Below are 17014 nucleotides of genomic sequence, written 5' to 3'. Positions count from 1 at the left end.
GCTCAGCGACCGCCGACGCCGGGATAGGAGCTGCAGGACGCCGCGGCATCCATCACCAGCCTCCCGTACTCGGCCCAGAGCCGCTTGGGGAAGCGGTGGACGGGCATGGAGATGCTCAGCGCGCCGACCGGGGACCCGACGCTGTTCAGCACGGCCGCGCCGGTGGCCGCCACGTCGAGGTGGCGGCCCTGAACGCATCGCGCGTACCCGCGCTCGCGCACGGTGGTCAGCTCGGCCATGAGCTGCTCGACGTCCACGATCGTCTTGGGTGTCAGCGCCTCCAGCGGGGCCGCCGACAGCAGTGTGCGGCACACCGACTCGGGGAGCGCGGCGAGCACGGCCTGCCCCGCCGAGGTGGCGTGCGCCGGTGCGCGATGGCCGATGGTGGCCGTGGTGCGCACCTCGTTCTCACCCTCGACCTTGTCGATCAGCACGATCCAGCGCTGGTCGGGCACGGAGAAGTGGACCGTCTCACCGGTGGTGGCCGACAGCGTCCGCATCACCGGCGCCACCGCCGCCCGCAGTTCCTGGGCGGGCTGCAGGCGTGATCCGATCGCCGACGCCTTCGAGGTGATCAGCCAGCGGGTCGGCGCATCGTCGGTCGCCCGGATCCATCCCAGCTCCGACAGCGTGGCCAGCATCCGGTGCGTCGTCGACTTGGGCAGCCCGAGGGCGCGCGCCAGCTCCGTGACCCCGGCCGGCTGGCGCTCCGAGACGGCCTCGAGCACGGCCAGTGCCGCCGCGACGCTTCTCACTGCTTGACCGCTCCGATCTCCCGCGCCTACCGTAGCCACCGCACCAGTGTTCCATTCTGAGCCAAGTCGTTCCACTCTGTGGACCGCGGCGGAGGAGGCACCGTGCCCGACGACGTCGTTGGTGGTCCGCTGGAGGGCGTGCGCGTTCTCGACCTCACCCAGGTGATGGCCGGCGCGTACTGCTCGGCGCTGCTGGCCGACATGGGCGCCGACGTGGTGAAGGTCGAGCGGCCGGATCGGGGCGACGACACCCGCGCGATGGGCGGGGCCGACGTCGAGTCCTCCCCCGCGTTCGCCGCGATGAACCGCAACAAGCGCGGGCTTGCCCTGGACCTCAAGGACGCCAGGGGCGCGGCGGCGCTGCGCCGCCTGGTGGCCACGGCGGACGTGCTGGTGGAGAACTTCCGGCCGGGCACGCTCGACCGGCTCGGGCTGGGCCACACCGCGCTGCGCGCCCTGCGGCCGGAGCTGGTCTACTGCTCGATCTCGGGCTTCGGCGCCACCGGCCCCTACGCCGGGCAGGGCGGTTTCGACCTGGTGGCCCAGGCGATGAGCGGGCTGATCAGCATGACCGGGGAACCCGGTGGCGGCCCGGTCAAGGTGGGGGTCCCCATCTGCGACCTCAACGCCGGGTTGTTCGGGGCGTACGGGGTGCTGTCGGCCTACGTGCACCGGCTGCGCACCGGGCAGGGACAGCTGGTCGACACCTCACTGCTGGAGGGCGGCATCGCCTACACCGTGTGGGAGACGGCGTTGCTGTTCGGTGCCGGGCAGGTCCCCGGCCCGCTCGGGTCGGCCCACCGCCTGTCGGCGCCCTACGAGGTGCTGCCCACCGCGGACGGGTCGGTCGCGATCGGCGCGGCCAACCAGCGCAACTGGGTCCGCCTGTGCGAGGTGCTGGGCAGCCCCGAGCTGCTGGCGGACGATCGGTTCACCGACAACGCGGCCCGCATGGCGCACCGGCGCGAGCTGGCCGACGAGCTGGCGGTGCGGCTGCGGCGCCGCACCACCGAGGAGTGGGTGGCCGCGCTGTCGGCCGCCGGGGTGCCGTGCGGGCCCCTGTACGACCTGGAGCAGGTCTACGCCGACCCGCACGTCCAGGCCCGCGGCATGCTGGTGTCCACCCGGCACCCCCGGCTCGGGGAGGTCCGCCACATCGGCCCGCCGGTCAAGCTCTCCGCCACCCCGGCGTCGATCCGGCGGACCGCCCCGCTGCTGGGCGAGCACACCCGTGCGGTGCTCGCCGAGGGCGGGCTGGACGCGGTCGAGATCGACGAACTGCTCGCCGCCGGAGTCGCGCGCGAGCCGTCCGACGACCTCCAGGTGGTGGCCCCGTGACCCACCTGGTGCTGTCGCAGCTCACCAAACGCTTCGGCGACGCGACCGCCGTCGACGGCATCGACCTGTCGATCGACGACGGTGAGGCGGTGGTCCTGCTCGGCCCCAGCGGCTGCGGCAAGACCACCTGCCTGCGGATGATCGCCGGGTTCGAGCGGCCGGACGAGGGCGAGATCCGCCTCGGTGACCGCACCCTGGCCGGGCCCGGCCGGTTCGTCCCCCCGGAGCGGAGGCGGATGTCGGTGGTGTTCCAGAGCTACGCGCTCTGGCCCCACATGACCGTCAACCAGAACGTCGGCTACGGGCCCACCACGGCGAAGGTCGGGCGCGCGGAGGTCCGGCGCCGGGTGGCCGACGCGCTGGCCATGGTGCAGCTGCCGGACATGGGCGAGCGGTACGTCCACCAGCTCTCCGGCGGGCAGCAGCAGCGGGTGGCGCTGGCGCGCGCTCTCGTGAACGACCCGGCGGTGCTGCTGCTCGACGAGCCGCTGTCGAACCTGGACACCCGCCTGCGCGAGGAGCTGCGCGCCGAGGTCAAGCGCATCCAGCGCTCGCTCGGGGTGAGCATGCTCTACGTCACCCACGACCAGGCCGAGGCCTTGTCGCTCGCCGACCGGCTCGTCGTCATGAACGCGGGCCGGATCGCGCAGCTGGGCGAGCCGGAGGAGGTCTACCGGCGGCCCCGCAACAGCTACGTCGCCAGGGCGCTCGGCGCGACGAACCTCCTCGCCGCCACGGGTAGCCCGGCCGGTCGGGGATACCTGCGCGTGCTGGGGAACGTCGACGTGGCCACCGAGCACGGCCGGGAGCTGCGCGGCAACGCCGCCGTCGCGGTATCCATCCGGCCCGCCGACGTGTCGCTGGTGCCGGTCGAGGACGAGGCCGAGGCGACCGGCCGGGTGGCCGAGGCCCTGTTCTTCGGCGACCTCGTGCAGTACCAGCTCGACGTCCCCGGCGAGCCCGTCCCGGTCCGGGCGAACGGCCCCGGCTCGCGCAGGCTCGCCGTCGGCACCCGCGTCCGCGTCGAGGTCGAACCGGACGCGGCCGCCGTTCTCGACGACCCGGTCGCGACGACCGCGGATCCGGTCCCCCTTCCCGCAGGCGCGTCCTGACCCACCGACAGAAAGGACAGGCGGTGTTCCACTCTCGATTGCGCGGGCGAACCGCCGCCCTCCTGACGATCCCCCTCGCTGCCGCCGCCCTCGCGGGCTGCGGCAGCGGAGCCACCCCCGGCACGGGCACCGCGGGGGGTGGCGAGATCCCCGGCATCACCGAAGAGCTCATCTCCGGCGCGCAGGCCGAAGGCGGCGTGGTGCTCTACGGGGGTGGCCACACCCGTGAGGCCCTCGAGCTCCTCCAGCAGCACATGCAGGATCGCTTCGGCCTCCAGGTGACGTTCACCCGGGAGGACTCGGGGAACATCGCCAACGCGGTCTCCGCGGAGCTGGCCAGCGGCCGGGTCAACGCCGACGTCGTGAGCCTGACCGACCCCGCCACGATGCAGGCGTGGTCGGACGACGGCGTGATCGCGGACGCCGGCGTCGCCAACCTCGACGCGCTGATCGACGGCCTCGACGACCCGGCCGACGCGCAGCTGCCCTACAGCCAGATCCCGCTCGGGATCATGTACAACTCCGCCGACACCGAGGCCTCGGCGCTGCCGGGGACCTGGGCCGAGCTGGCCACCGGTGACTCCGGGCGGATCGTGACCTCGGACCCGAGCGCGTCGGGCACCGCGCTCTCGTTCTACGCGATGCTCACCGAGCTGTACCCCGAGGGCTGGCTGGACGACCTGGCCGCCCGCGAGCCGATCGTCACCGACAGCAGCCTCGCCCTTCCCCAGCTCGTCCTCACCGGCGAGGCCGACCTCGGGATCCCGGCGATCGAGTCCGCCGTGCTCACCGCCGCGGCGGAGGGCGAGCCGCTGGCCATCGCCTACCCCACCGACGGCGTGCCCGTGTTCGCCAGCGAGATCGCGATGCTCGCCGACGCTCCGCACCCCAACGCCGCCGCGCTCACCGTGCGCTACCACCTCAGCGAGGAGTTCCAACGGGCGCTCGCCGAGCAGGGCTCCCGCAGCGTGCTCGAGGGCGTGCCCGCGCCCCCCGGTTCGCAGGACATCAGCGACCGGACGCTGCTCACCACGAGCGTCGAGGAGGTCGGCGCGGTCCGCGAGGACCTGCGCGGCACCTTCGACCAGCTCTTCCGGCGCTGACGATGGCCGTCACCGCCGCGCCGCGGCGCAGCGGCACCGCGCGCTCGGACCGGCGCCCGTCGGCCGAGCGGCTGCTGCGCGTGGCCTGGGTGCTCGCCGTGCTGGCGCTGATCGGCTACCCGATCGCGCTGGTGTTCGGGCAGAGCTTCCTGGGCGAGGACGGCGGCGTCACCCTCGGCAACTACGCGGTGCTGGGCACCGAACCGCTCCTGCTGGAGGCCACGCTCAACTCGCTGTGGATCGCCGTCGGCACGTCCGTCGCCGGCCTTCTGCTCGGCATGCCGATCGCGTGGCTGGTGGTGCGCACCGACATGCCGCTGCGGGGGTTCTTCCGCGCCAGCGCCCTGCTCACGTTCGCCGCGCCGAGCTTCATCGCGGCCCTGGGCTGGATCCTGCTGCTCGGACCGAACAGCGGCGTGCTCAACCAGTTCCTGATGGCGGTGTTCGGGCTCCAGGAGGCCCCGTTCGACATCTTCACGCCGTGGGGGATCATCTTCGTCCTCGCGCTGTTCCTGTACCCGCTGGTCTTCCTGCCGGTCGCCGCCTCCCTCGAGGGGATCGACCCGGCGATGGAGCACGCCGCGTCCGGGCTCGGCGCCTCGCGGTTGCGCGTCCTGTGCACCGTGACCTTCCCGCTGGTCCTCCCCTCCATGATCGCGGGCACGATCCTCGTCTTCGTCACATCGTTCGTGATCTTCGGACCGGTCGCGCTGCTCGGTGCTCCCGCGCAGTTCCAGACGATCCCGACGGTGCTGCTGACCCTGATGAACTTCCCGCCCCGCATCGAGGTGGCCGCGGTCGTCGCCGTCCCGGTGCTGGCGCTCGTCGCGGCGCTCCTGCTGGTGCAGCGCAAGCTCGTCGGCACCCGCCGGTTCACCGTGATCGGCGGGAAGCCCGGACGCCAGGACGTGGTCCGGCTCGGGGCGTACACCCCGCTCGCACTGGCGCTGTGCTCGCTGGTGCTGGTGCTCAGCATCATCCTGCCGTTCGGGATCCTGCTGGCCACGTCGATGCGACGGGCGATCGGGCTCCCGCTCGGCCCGGACAACTTCGTGCTGACCCAGAACTACGCGGAGGTGTTCGCGCAGCCGCGGGTGTCCGCGGCCATGGGCAACAGCTTCGCGCTCGCCGTGGGCGGCACCGCGGTCGCCCTCGTCGTCGCCCTCGTCGCGTCGTGGCTGGTGCACCGGAGCCGGGCGCGGAGCAACGCGCTGGTCGGGCCGGTGATGGCGGCACCGCTCGCGTTCCCCGGCGCCATCCTGGGCATCGGGATCATCATCGCCTACGCCGGGGTCCCGTTCGGTCTCGGCGGAACCCTGCTGATCCTGCTCATCGGCTACGTCGGCAACGCGCTCCCGCTCACCTACGCCTACGTCCACGCCGGGCTGGGACAGATCGGGTCGGACGTCGAGGAGGCCTCCCGCAGCCTCGGCGCCCCGTGGCTGCGCACCACGACCCGCATCACCGTCCCGCTGCTGCGTCCGTCACTGCTCGCCGCGGGCCTGCTCAACTTCGTCCTGCTGTTCCGCGAGCTGGAGCTGTCGGTGTTCCTCTACACCGGTGCGAACCCGACGATCGCCACCGTGCTCTACGGGTTCGCCAACGAGTCGCGCTACCAGCTGGCCGGCGCGCTCTCGGTCGTCGTCCTGACCATCAACATCGGCGTGACCATGCTGGCCGTGCGCCTGCTGGGCCGCCGCCTGTCCACGGAGTGAGCGAAGAGGAGACCCGATGACGACGGCCGAGCTCGGCACCGGCGTGACCCTGCACCACGAAGGCCCGCACATCGCGGTGCTCACGATCGACAGCCCGCCCTCGAACGCCTTCAGCTGGGAGAGCCGCAAGGCCTTCCGCCGGGGGCTCGAGCTCCTCGAGGCCGACGACGCGATCCGCTGCCTCGTCGTCACCGGCACCGGGCGGGCGTTCACCTCGGGCGCGAACCTGCGGGAGGACCAGCAGCTCACCGACGCCGAGCTCACCGAGTACCTGGATGACTTCGGCGGCATGCTCGACGCGCTGGAGCGCTTCCGCGCACCCGTCATCGCGGCGATCAACGGCGCCACCGTCGGCGGCGGGCTCGAGTTCGCGCTCGCCTGCGACATCCGCATCGCATCGACCGACGCGTTCTTCGTGGCGGCCGGGGTGAACGTCGGACTGATCGTCAGCTTCTGGCGCCTCCCCCGGGTGGTGGGGATGGGGCCGGCCAAGGAGATCCTGCTGACCGGGGCGCGCTACGACGCCCAGCAGGCGCTGAACTGGGGGCTCGTGACCGAGGTCCACGAGCCCGCTGCCCTGCTCCCCGCCGCGCTGGTCAAGGCCCGCCGCATCGCCACCCGGGCGCCGCTCTCGGTCGAGGCCACGAAGTCCTCGGTCACCGGGGCCTTCGAGCTCGACTTCGCCCAGGGCCAGAGCCTCCAGCGGGCGAAGTTCCTCGAGATGTTCCACACCGAGGACCACCAGGAGGCGCTGCGCGCGTTCTTCGAGAAGCGCGAGGGTGACTACCGGCGGCGGTGAGCCGCCCCTCGACCTGCGAGGCCGACGAGGGCGTCGTGTCGAGGCTCCGGCTGGAAGCGGACGGTCAGCCGGCCGGACGGGTCGTCGATCACCTCGGCGCGGACCTGGTAGACCTCGGCGATCAGCTCCGGTGTGAGGACCTCGCGCGCGGTGCCGGCGGCGACCACACGTCCTGCGCACAGCACCATGAGGTGGTCGCAGAACAGCGCCGCGAGGTTGAGGTCGTGCAGCGCGACCACCGACGTCACCGGCAGCCGCGACACCAGGGACAGCACCTCGAGCTGGTGGCGGATGTCGAGGTGGTTGGTCGGCTCGTCGAGCAACAGCTCGCGGGGCTGCTGCGCCAGCGCGCGGGCGATCTGCGTGCGCTGACGCTCCCCACCGGACAGCTGGTGCCAGAGCCGGCCGGCCAGCGCCGTCAACCCGGTCTGCTCCAGCGCACGGTCGACGGCGGCGGCGTCGGCCTCGTGGTCGGGCCCCAGAAACCCGCGGTGCGGTATGCGGCCGAGCGCGACGACGTCGCGCACGGTGACGTCGACGTCGGTGTCGGCGTGCTGGCCGACGACGGCGACGGACCGGGCGACGTGCTGCCTCCGCAGCCGGCGCAGGTCGGTGCCGTCGAGGCTCACCGCGCCGGCGGTCGGATGCGCCAGGCCGGCGAGCAGGCGCAGCAGGGAGGACTTGCCGGAGCCGTTCGGGCCGAGCAGACCGACCGTGTCGCCGGGCTCGGGCCGCACGCTCACGGAGTCGACCACGATCGCCCCACCGCGGTTCCACGTCACCGCGTCGGCGTGCAGTGTCACGTCGTCCCCCTCCGCCGGAACATGATCAGTACGAACGCGGGGACACCGACGAGGGCCGTGGCCACGCCGATCGGCAGCGGCGTCGGCGCGAACGCGACCCGGGTGAACGCGTCGACCCACACCATGAAGACGGCTCCCAGCAGGGCGCTGACCGGGACGAGCCGGCTGTGGGCGGGGCCCACGAGGAACCGCGCGGCGTGCGGCAGGACCAGACCGACGAACCCGATGGCGCCTGCCACGCTCACCAGGGCTGCGGTCACCAGCGCGGTGAGGGTCATGAGCCCGGCCCGGATCGCGCCGACCGGCATGCCCAGCGACGCGGCCACCTCGTCGCCGAAGGTGAAGGCGTCGAGGACGTGGGCGAGAGCCCAGCACACGACGATCCCGGCGGCGGCGACGGCGGCGGTGAGCCGCACGTCGTCCCACCGGACACCTTCCAGCGAGCCCAGCAGCCAGAACATCACGCCGCGCGTCTCGTCGGAGTCGGCGAAGGCGAAGATGACGAACGACGTCAGCGCCGAGAACAGCTGGGTCATCGCCACCCCGGCCAGGATGACGCGGTCGTTGCTCCCTCCCGACAGCCGCGCGAGGAGCAGCACCAGGCCGAAGGCGAACAGGGCGCCGACGAAGGCGCCGCCGGACAAACCCAACGCCCCGCCGCCCACACCCAGGATCCCGATGACCACCGCACCGGTCGAGGCGCCGGAGGAGACGCCGAGCAGGAACGGATCGGCGAGCGGGTTGCGCAGCAGCGACTGCAGGATCACGCCGCACACGGCCAGGCCCGCACCGCAGGCGGCGGCCACCAGCGATCGGGGCAGCCGGTCCTCCCACACGATGGCGTCCTCCACCTCGCGCACCGGGATCGTGACCACGCCGAGGTGGTTCCCCACGATGTCGCGGACGTTGACCAGCGAGACGTCGGCCGCGCCGAGGGTGATGGCGACCATCACCGACAGGACGAGGGCCGCCCCGCCTGCGACGACGGTCGAGAGGGCGACGCCACGGGCGGAACGGATGCGGGCGACCGTCACCGCGGCAGTGCGGCCAGACCGGCGGCGAGCTTCTCGACGCCGTCGACGAGCCGGATGGACGGGTTCATCTCCGCGCCGCGCAGCGGCACGTACCTCTTGTCCCGGGCTGCGGTCATCGAGCCGGCGACCGGGTCGGAGCTCAGGAACGACTCCTTGTCGCCGAGCCGGTCGCCGGGGAACCGGTCGCGGGCGAGGTCGCCCAGAACCAGCACAGAGGGGTTGCGGTCGACCACCGCCTCCCAGGTGGTGGCCGGCCATTCGTCGGTGACGTCGGAGAAGACGTTGCGAGCACCGACGGTCCGCGCGAGGAGCTCGGCAGAGCCGGTACCGCCGGCGACGTAGGGGCTCCTGGTGTCGGCGAACCAGAACGCCAGCGTCGTCCCGGAGGCGTCCGCCTGCGTGGTGGCCGCCGCCGTCCGCGACTTCAGCTCCTCGACGAGGGCAGCGCCCCGCGACGGCACATCGAAGATCGTCGCAAGCTCGGTGATCTCCTGGTACAGCGAGTCGATGGTCAACGGCCTGGTCCGCTTGCCGCCGCCGTTGATGCTGCGGCCGTCCTCGCAGTCGGTGGGCGAGAGGTAGGTCGGGATGCCGGTCTCGGCGAACCGGTCGCGCGGTGCGACGCCGCCTTCGTCCTTGAAGTGCCGCCCGAACGACGCCGTCACGAAGTCGGGGTCCGTACCGAGCACCGCCTCGTACGACGGGGCGTTGTCCGCCAACCGGGGTACGCGCGCGTTGTCCTCGGCAAGGTTCTCCCGCACCGGATCGGTCCACGACGCCGTCCCGACCATCCGGTCGGCCAGGCCGAGCGAGAGCAGGATCTCGGTCGATCCCTGGTCGAGGGAGACCACCCGGCCAGGGGCCGCGTCGAACGTCTGACCCCGGCCGCAGTTGTCGACGGTGAGCGGGTAGGTCGTGACCCCCTCCCCGCCTGCTGCCGGGCCGGGGGCGGTGACGGGCTCGGATGCACCGCAGCCGACCAGCATGCAGGCGGCGAGCGTCGCGGCCGTGAGGCGGCCGAGGAGACGGGGAGCAGGGAAGGTCACGTGCTGATTCCTTCGAGGGACGCGTTCCAGGACGGCGAGCTGTGGTGAGGCTAACCTGATATCACCGGGCCGGCCTGTGTCCTTCGTCGCGGCTCGCCTCCGTGGTGGAGGTCGAAGGGCGGGAGCCGGACACCGCCACGGCCCGTCGTGGGACCCTCGACCGTGAGACGAGAGGGCGGTGCCCGGTGACGAACACCGACGAGGAGAATCGGCGGGCCGAGCTGGCCCGGCGGCTGGTGGCCGCCGAGGTCGAGGATGCGCTGACCTACGGCGGCGACGCGCAGACCACGGCGGAGCACACGGACCTCTCGACCCTCATGGGCTCGATCGCCTCCGGCGGCGACGCCGAGCAGGTGTTGAGCGAGGTCACCGCCATCGCCGGTGAGGCGATCATCCGACTGTCCCGGGAGCTGGGCGAGGACCCTCGTGCCACCCTCGAATGGATCGCGTCCACCCGGGAGTGGCGGCGGCCGCGCTGATCACTCGTCCTCCGGGTCCTCGCCGGGCGCTCCTCAGGACGGCGACGCAGGTTTGCGCGCGGTCCGACAGTTCGACCTGGTCATCGCGGTGACTGCGCCTCGGTGGTCCCGGCCCAGTGCACGGGTAGCGCCGGGTTGCCCGCGGAGGAGCCGCCGTCGACGCGCAGGACGGCCCCGGTGGTCCAGGCGGCGTCCGGCGACGCGAGGAAGAACACCGCACCCGCGACGTCGTCGGGCTGCCCGATCCGGCCGAGCGCGTTGCCGGAGACGGCCGCGGTGTACTCCTCGGTGACCGGGTTGACCTCCTGGCTGCTGCCGGCGACGTAACCGGGCGACACGGCGTTGACCCGGATGCCGTGACCACCGAGCTCGACGGAGCAGGACCGGGTGAGCATCTCCAGCGCGGCCTTGGAGGTGCAGTAGTGCGACGCGCCCGGCCTGGCGCGGACCGCCGCCCCGGACGCGATGTTCACGACGCTCGCGGTCCGCCCGGCGGCGACGGCCAGCCGCCCGAGGGCCACCGTGGTGAGCATCGGGGCCCTGGTGTTGATCGCCAGGACGTGGTCCCACATCGCCGCGGTCATGTCGAGCAGCGGGGTGGCGGGCCAGATGCCCGCAGCGTTCACCAACACGTCGATCGGCCCGGAGCGCTCCCAGGCCCGGTCGACGACGGAACCGGCCTCGGGGGCCGAGAGGTCCGCGGTGAGGGCGTCGACGGCCACTCCGTGCGCCGAGGCGAGCGCGTCGACGCTCGCGCGCAGCGGCTCCTCCCGGAGGTCGACGCCGGTGATCCGGTCGCCCGCCGCGGCGAACCTCGCCGCGATCGCGCTCCCCAGTCCGCCTGCCGCGCCGGTGACCATTACGTGCCGTGTCACGAGCCGTTCCCTCCCTTGCAGATCGCCTCGTCGAGCTCGACGAGGTTGTCGCGGTGGCGTTCCCTGCCGCGCTCCAGCTCACCGATCATCGCGAGCACCGCCGCGATGCCCGGGCAGGCGATCCCGTGCTCGGCGGCCACCTGGAGCACCGGACCGTACTGCGCCGGCACCTCGGTCGGGCGGTGCCGCACGGCGATGTCCCGCCAGATCCCGGTCCGGGTCTTCGGCTGGGTGCGCAGCCAGGCGCAGAACTTCGCGAGTGCGGCGCGAGTCCGTTCGGGTGGGGCGTCGGGCAGGAAGGCGTCGGCCTCCCACGCGTCGAACGGCTCCGGGGCGATGCCCTGCGCCGCCGCGACCGCGTAGACCTCCCTGGCCAGGGCGATCGTGAGGTCCGGGAAGGCCTCGATCGTGTCGAAGATCGGGTCGTCGACGGCGGCGCCGGCCGCGCCCACCACGCCGTAGGCGAGCTTCGACCACAGGAAGCCCGCGACGTTCTCGCTCGCCACCGCGGGACCCCACGCCTGCAGGTCCGCGACGAGCGCGCGCACCCTCGGGCTGACGGTGCCGTCGAGCTCGCCGACGACCAGCGCGCCCGGCCCGCCGTCGGCGATCACTCCGGGCTCGACGAGGTCGGCGAAGAGGTTCACGAACGCGGAGACGGTGCGCGAGGCGCCGACGGCAGCCGCGATCTCGGGCTCGCACAGGCCGTTCTGCAGGCTCGCGACGTACCCGTCGGCGGCGAGCCGTGGCGCGATCCACCGCGCGGCGGACGTGGTGGCGTGCGCCTTCACCGCGAGGATGACCGCGCCGAGGCTCGCGGGCGCCTCGTCCGGGCCGCAGGCCGCGAGGGGCACGCTCCGCTCGGTACCGTCGGCGCCGCGGATGACCAGCCCACGCCGGCGGATCGCTGCCACGTGCGCGGCGTCCGTGTCCACCACCTGCACCTGGTGGCCGGCCCGGGCGAGGTGGAACGCGAGCGTCCCGCCGATCGCCCCGCCACCGACCACGGTGTACGACCCGCTCACCAGCTCCCGCCCTTCACCGCTCGCTCCAACCACGTCACCGCCACCGGCAGCACCGCCTCGTCCACGTCGAACCGGGGCGAGTGCGGTGGGCCGGGGGTGTCCGACCCGACGATCGCGTATCCGGCTGCGCCGCCCGCCTCCTGCACCGCGCGCATCAGCAGGCTCGCGTCGTCGCTCGCGCCGAGGGGATGCGTGGCCCGCACCCGCGCGACGCCTTCGGCCGCCGCGGTCAGCGCCGCGGCCACCGACGCATCCGTGTGCGCGGCCGTGGCGTGCCCCGTGCGCACGAGCTCCACGCCGGTCTCGTGCATCTGCGCGGCCGCGCGGACGACGATCTCGGCCCGCCGGGCGAGCTCGGCCGCCACGTCGGCAGAGTCGGCGCGCGTCTCGTAGGCGAGCTCGGCCGCACCCGCGATCACGTTGGGCGCGACGCCGGCTTCGAGGCGCCCCACGTTCACCCGGGTGACGGCGCCGGCGAACGGTGGGAGCGCGTGCAGGTTGAGCGCGGCCGTGGCCGCGGCGAGCAGCGCGTTGCGGCCCTGCTCGGGCGCCTTGGCCGCGTGCGCCTGGCGTCCGGTGAACCGGGCGAGGTGCTTCGACGTGGCGATCAGCTCCGTGGCCGAGGGTGCGATCACCCCGGTGGGCAACCCGAACGCGAGGTGGATGGCCACCACGACGTCGACGCCGGCGAGGACCCCGGCCGCGGCCATCGGTTCGGCGCCGCGCACCCCCTCCTCCGCTGGTTGGAACAGCAGCCGCACGCTGCCCGGGAAGTCGCGGGCGGACAGGGCCGCGGCCAGCGCCAGCCCGATGGCGACGTGCCCGTCGTGGCCGCAGGCGTGCATCACGCCCGGGTGCCGAGACGCGAATCCCTCCCGGGACGGGACGTGCCGCCGGTCACCGTCCTCGCCGATGGGCAGCGCGTCCATGTCGAACCGGAAGGCGACCCGCGGCCCCGGCCGCTCGCCGTCGAGGTCGGCGACCACGGCGGTGCGGCCGCCGGACAGCCGCGCCACCTGGTCCGCGGGAACGCCCTCCGCCCGTGCGCGCTCCGCGGCGGCGTCGAGTACCGCGGCCGGCGGGAGGCCGGGGTGCCCGGCGGGGTCGACCACATCGGCGCCGGAGCGGACCCGCCAGCCGAGCTCCCGCAACGCCGTCTCGACGCGCGCGGCGGTCCGGATCTCGGTGAAGCCGACCTCGGGGTGTGCGTGCAGGTCGCGGCGCACCGCCACCACATCCGTCACGTCGGACGGCCAGGGCGCGGTCAGGGGGGTGTTCACTGCGGCAGGTCCGGGCCGCGGGTGGCGAACTCGGCGCGAGCGGTGGCGAGCAGCTCCGGGTCGGCGAGCAGGTCGGCGCCCGCGCAGGCCAGCGCGGTCGCCATCCGGAGCATCGCCTCGTGGGCCCGGGGCGCGGCGACCGCGTCGGCCATCGCCTCCGAGTGGGTGGGGGTGCCGCGGTCCATCACCTGCAGGTACGGGTGGATGGTCGGCAGCACCAGGCTCACGTTGCCGATGTCGGACGAGCCCGTGCCACCGCGCAGCACCGGCTGCTCGACCGGCACGCCCTGGCGCCGCAGGTGGTCGGCGACCAGGCCGGCGATCACGTGGTTGTTCTTGCGCTCGGCGTAGGCGATCCCGCGGGTGATCGTCACCGTGGTCCCGGTGGCGCGGGCGGCCGCCTCCGCGACCGCCTCGACCCGATCCGCGAGGTCGCCCACGACGTCGCCGGTCAACGCCCGCACCATGAACTCCGCCCTCGTGTACGCGGGGACGACGTTCGCGGCCTCGCCGCCGTGGGTGATGACGCCGTGCATCCGGCTGGTCTCCGGCACGAACTGGCGCAGCGCATCGACGCCGACGAAGAACTGGATCACGGCCGCAAGCGCGCTGCGGCCCTCGTGGGCGCTCGCGGCGGCGTGCGCCGCCACCCCGTGGAACTCCACCGTGAACGGGCAGGTGGCGGTGGCGTGCCGGATCGGCATCGTCGTGTCGCTCGGGTGGAACATCAGCGCGGCGTCGACGCCGTCGAACACGCCCGCGTCGAGCAGCAGCACCTTGCCGCCCGCCCCTTCCTCCCCCGGCGTGCCGATGCAGGAGACGGCGCCCGGCAGCTGCGGGGCGGCCCTGCGCAGCGCGAGCGCGGCACCCGCACCGCCCGCGGCGATGAGGTTGTGCCCGCATCCGTGCCCGATCCCGGGCAACGCGTCGTACTCGCAGAGGAACGCCACAACGGGCGAGCCCGCACCCGCGGTGGCGCGGAACGCGGTCGGCAGCCCGCCGACCCCCTCCTCCACCTCGAAGTCGTCGCGCAGCAGTCCGGTGAGCCGCTTCGCGGCGTGCTCCTCCTGCATCGCCAACTCGGGGTGGGCATGCAGGTCGAGGCTCAGCTCGGTCAGCTGCTCGGCGAGGCGGCCGACCTCCTCCTCGATCCGCGTGTGGATCGCGGCTGGGGCGCCGGTCACGGTGGTGCCTCCTTGTGGGTGGGGAGCGGTGGTGAGGTCAGCGCAGCACGGCATCGAGCACGCGCTGGGCGTTGACGCCGAGGACCTTGGCGATGTCGGCGTCGGACCAGCCGTGCCGCACGAGCCAGCACGCCGCGTTGCGGGGCGCCTCCGCCGGGTTCTCCATCCCGGCGACGTGGTCGGGCAGCGGTACGTCCTCGTGGCCGGGAACCGGCACCGGTGCCCAGCCCGCCGCCGCGTACAGGCCGGCGTGGTCGCCGAAGAAGGTGTCGGGGCCGAGCCCGACGTGCTCGACGCCGACCAGCTCCGCGATGTACGCGACGTGCGTCATCACGGCGTCCAGGTCGTGCGCGGGCCGCCCGTGCACCCGGGTCGACCCCGGCGCGGCCTCGACGCCGATCACGCCGCCGGTGTCGGCGACCGCCCGCAGCACGTCGTCGGGCTTCATGCGCGGGCTCGGCCAGCAGGCGCGGGCCCCCGCGTGGGTGATCACGACGGGGGCGCTGCTGCTCCGCGCGGCCTCGATGCTGGTGCGGTCGCCGACGTGGGACAGGTCGACGAGCATCCCGAGCCCGTTCATGACGGCGACGGCCTCGCGACCGAGGCTCGTGAGGCCGTCGTCGTGGGCCTGGCCGAGCCCCCCGCCGAGCGCGTTCCCGGTGTTGTAGACCAGGCCCGCGGACCGGTAGCCGGCGGCGTGCAGGTCCACGATGCCGTCCAGGTCGGTGCCGATGCTGCCCAGGTCCTCCAGCGCGAGCAGTACTCGCGGGCCGTCGGGGTCGACGTCCTCGCGCAGCCGCGCCGCCCAGCGCAGCAGCCGCTGCTGGTCGGGGTCCGCGAGCGAGCTGGCGAGCACCACGTCCAGACCCGACGCGCGCAGGCCCGCGTGGCCGAGCCGGTCGGTGCCGGCGCTGCTCTGCTCGGCCCACGTCTGCGGGGTCAGCGGGTCGGGCAGCCGGATCGGGTGGTCGTGCAGCGACACCACCGGCCCGGCGAGCAGCCGCTCGACGCGCTCGCGCTGCGCCGCCGTGAGCTCCTGCTCGTAGGGCGGGAGGCGGTCGACGTCCCGGGCGAGGCCGATCATGCGCGCATGGCCACGTCGCCGGTGTCCGCGGTCTTCGTCTCCTTCATGAAGACGAAGAACAGTCCGGTGACCACGGCGCAGGCGGTGACGTACAGCGGCACGGCCCACAGGTTGTCCCGCGCGCCGAAGAACTGCATGACGCTCGGCGCGGTACCGCCGAAGATCGCGTTCGAGATCGCGTACGGCAGCGCGATGCCGATGGTGCGCACCTGCGGGGGGAACAGCTCGGCGAAGACCGTGGCCAGGTTGGAGTGGTTGAGCGACAGGAACGCCATCCCGACCAGCGACACGACCAGCACGCTGGTGAAGCTCGCGTCGAGCATCGACAGCAGCGGGAACGGCAGGATCACGAACGCCACCGCGTAGACGAGCATCGTCGGCCTGCGCCCGAAGCGGTCCGACAGCAGCGCCGCGAACGGCAGGATCACCACGAAGAAGGCCAGCGCGATCGTGTTGGCCAGCTGCGCGTCCGCGGGGTCGGCACCGGCGGTCAGCGCCGCGTAGGTGGGCAGGTAGGTCAGCCACATGTAGGTGATCACGGACCCGGCGATGGAGATGCCGAACACGAACCACGCCCCGCGCCGGTGCCCCGCGGCCATCGCGCCGAGCGGCTTGTGCTCGCGCTGACCCGCCTGCTCGAGCCGCCGGAACGCCTCCGGCTCGTCCAGCCGGCGCCGGATGTAGAGGCCGACCAGCCCGATCACCGCGCCGAGCGCGAACGGCAGTCGCCAGCCCCACTCGGCCAGCGCCGCGTCGTCGAGCACCCGGGTGAGGACGGTGGCGCACAGCGACGCGCACAGGATCCCCAGCACCACCGACACCTGCTGGAAGGACCCGGCGAACGCCCGCCGCCCCGGCCTCGCCCACTCGACGAGGAACGAGGCGGACGTCCCGAACTCGCCGCCGGTCGAGAACCCCTGCAGCAGCCGCCCGACGATCAGCACCGCCGGGGCGAGCCATCCGACCGCGGCGTAGGTCGGCGCCACCGCGATGAGCAGGCTCCCCAGCGCCATCAGCAGGATCGTCAGCGTCATGCCGTGACGGCGGCCGTACCGGTCGGCGTAGACCCCGAGCACCGCAGCACCGACCGGGCGCATGAAGAAGCTGATCGCGAACACCAGCAGCGTCGAGAGCGTCGCCGACACCTCGCCGCCCGGGAAGAACTGGCCGGCGAAGTAGGCCGCGAAGAAGCCGTAGACCGACCAGTCGAACCACTCGACGAAGTTGCCGATCGTGCCGCCGACGAGCGCACGGCGCGTGCTTCGCGCGCTCTGTGGCTCGGCCGTGGTGGACGGGGACATGTGCGGCTCCACGCGGGGAAGGGAACGGACGGTCGGCATCCATGCTTCAACGCTCATAGGCGAATGAGCAATGTTTGCCGT

Annotated in this window: 16 protein-coding genes; 6 read left to right on the top strand and 10 right to left on the bottom strand. The window is 73.4% G+C overall.

Translation table 11 applies throughout. From position 1 onward, the window contains the following. Positions 1-2 precede the first annotated feature (2 nt). The gene (locus FB558_RS43695; protein WP_170231810.1) at positions 3-755 is read right to left on the bottom strand and encodes an IclR family transcriptional regulator; all 753 of its coding nucleotides are present in this window, start codon (positions 753-755) and stop codon (positions 3-5) included. A gap of 102 nt (positions 756-857) precedes the next feature. Here FB558_RS43695 and FB558_RS41645 point away from each other — a divergent pair, with 102 nt between their 5' ends. The 5 genes from FB558_RS41645 to FB558_RS41625 are packed head-to-tail and all read left to right on the top strand — an operon-like array spanning position 858 to position 6822. Then, on the top strand, positions 858-2093 hold the full coding sequence (locus FB558_RS41645) for a CaiB/BaiF CoA transferase family protein (protein ID WP_211367223.1): 1236 nt from the start codon (positions 858-860) through the stop codon (positions 2091-2093). Next, complete coding sequence (locus FB558_RS41640) at positions 2090-3205, top strand: ABC transporter ATP-binding protein (RefSeq protein WP_142064964.1); 1116 nt, start codon at positions 2090-2092, stop codon at positions 3203-3205. The genes FB558_RS41645 and FB558_RS41640 overlap by 4 nt, the downstream gene beginning before the upstream one ends. 23 nt (positions 3206-3228) lie before the next feature. Continuing rightward, entirely contained in the window at positions 3229-4308 is a 1080-nt protein-coding gene (locus FB558_RS41635) for an ABC transporter substrate-binding protein (RefSeq protein WP_170231809.1), read from the top strand. A gap of 2 nt (positions 4309-4310) precedes the next feature. Then, positions 4311-6023: an ABC transporter permease gene (locus FB558_RS41630; RefSeq protein ID WP_142064959.1), complete on the top strand. Its 1713-nt coding sequence runs from the start codon at positions 4311-4313 to the stop codon at positions 6021-6023. Between the two features lie 16 nt (positions 6024-6039). After that, the gene (locus FB558_RS41625) at positions 6040-6822 is read left to right on the top strand and encodes an enoyl-CoA hydratase/isomerase family protein (RefSeq protein WP_142064956.1); all 783 of its coding nucleotides are present in this window, start codon (positions 6040-6042) and stop codon (positions 6820-6822) included. Here the strand turns inward: FB558_RS41625 and FB558_RS41620 are convergent. Genes FB558_RS41620 through FB558_RS44205 form a run of 3 tightly spaced genes read right to left on the bottom strand, consistent with a single transcriptional unit; the run spans position 6807 to position 9705 of the window. Then, on the bottom strand, positions 6807-7625 hold the full coding sequence (locus FB558_RS41620) for an ABC transporter ATP-binding protein (protein WP_142064953.1): 819 nt from the start codon (positions 7623-7625) through the stop codon (positions 6807-6809). The genes FB558_RS41625 and FB558_RS41620 overlap by 16 nt on opposite strands. Continuing rightward, complete coding sequence (locus tag FB558_RS41615) at positions 7622-8659, bottom strand: FecCD family ABC transporter permease (protein WP_281288727.1); 1038 nt, start codon at positions 8657-8659, stop codon at positions 7622-7624. The genes FB558_RS41620 and FB558_RS41615 overlap by 4 nt, the downstream gene beginning before the upstream one ends. Beyond that, on the bottom strand, positions 8656-9705 hold the full coding sequence (locus FB558_RS44205; protein WP_142064947.1) for an ABC transporter substrate-binding protein: 1050 nt from the start codon (positions 9703-9705) through the stop codon (positions 8656-8658). Before FB558_RS44205 ends, FB558_RS41615 begins: the two co-directional genes overlap by 4 nt. Positions 9706-9890: 185 nt before the next feature. On the opposite strand from FB558_RS44205, the gene FB558_RS41605 reads away from it, so the two are divergent. Next, entirely contained in the window at positions 9891-10184 is a 294-nt protein-coding gene (locus FB558_RS41605) for a hypothetical protein (protein WP_142064944.1), read from the top strand. Positions 10185-10264: 80 nt separating this feature from the next. On the opposite strand, the gene FB558_RS41600 is transcribed toward FB558_RS41605, so the two are convergent. Genes FB558_RS41600 through FB558_RS41575 form a run of 6 tightly spaced genes read right to left on the bottom strand, consistent with a single transcriptional unit; the run spans position 10265 to position 16933 of the window. Continuing rightward, a complete protein-coding gene (locus tag FB558_RS41600) occupies positions 10265-11059 on the bottom strand; it encodes an SDR family NAD(P)-dependent oxidoreductase (protein WP_246107144.1) in 795 nt (264 codons plus the stop codon). Further along, the gene (locus tag FB558_RS41595) at positions 11056-12084 is read right to left on the bottom strand and encodes a ketopantoate reductase family protein (protein ID WP_211367222.1); all 1029 of its coding nucleotides are present in this window, start codon (positions 12082-12084) and stop codon (positions 11056-11058) included. Before FB558_RS41595 ends, FB558_RS41600 begins: the two co-directional genes overlap by 4 nt. Then, positions 12081-13364 (bottom strand): amidohydrolase, encoded by a 1284-nt coding sequence (locus tag FB558_RS41590; protein WP_246107143.1) that lies wholly within the window; start codon positions 13362-13364, stop codon positions 12081-12083. Before FB558_RS41590 ends, FB558_RS41595 begins: the two co-directional genes overlap by 4 nt. Beyond that, entirely contained in the window at positions 13361-14548 is a 1188-nt protein-coding gene (locus FB558_RS41585; RefSeq protein WP_211367221.1) for an amidohydrolase, read from the bottom strand. Before FB558_RS41585 ends, FB558_RS41590 begins: the two co-directional genes overlap by 4 nt. A 37-nt stretch (positions 14549-14585) precedes the next feature. Next, entirely contained in the window at positions 14586-15632 is a 1047-nt protein-coding gene (locus FB558_RS41580) for a dipeptidase (protein ID WP_142064938.1), read from the bottom strand. Beyond that, the gene (locus FB558_RS41575; protein WP_142064935.1) at positions 15629-16933 is read right to left on the bottom strand and encodes an MFS transporter; all 1305 of its coding nucleotides are present in this window, start codon (positions 16931-16933) and stop codon (positions 15629-15631) included. The genes FB558_RS41580 and FB558_RS41575 overlap by 4 nt, the downstream gene beginning before the upstream one ends. Positions 16934-17014 lie beyond the last annotated feature (81 nt).

It is taken from the genome of Pseudonocardia kunmingensis, assembly GCF_006716445.1.
Lineage (GTDB): Bacteria > Actinomycetota > Actinomycetes > Mycobacteriales > Pseudonocardiaceae > Pseudonocardia > Pseudonocardia kunmingensis.
This window is presented reverse-complemented; position numbering and strand designations above follow the sequence as displayed.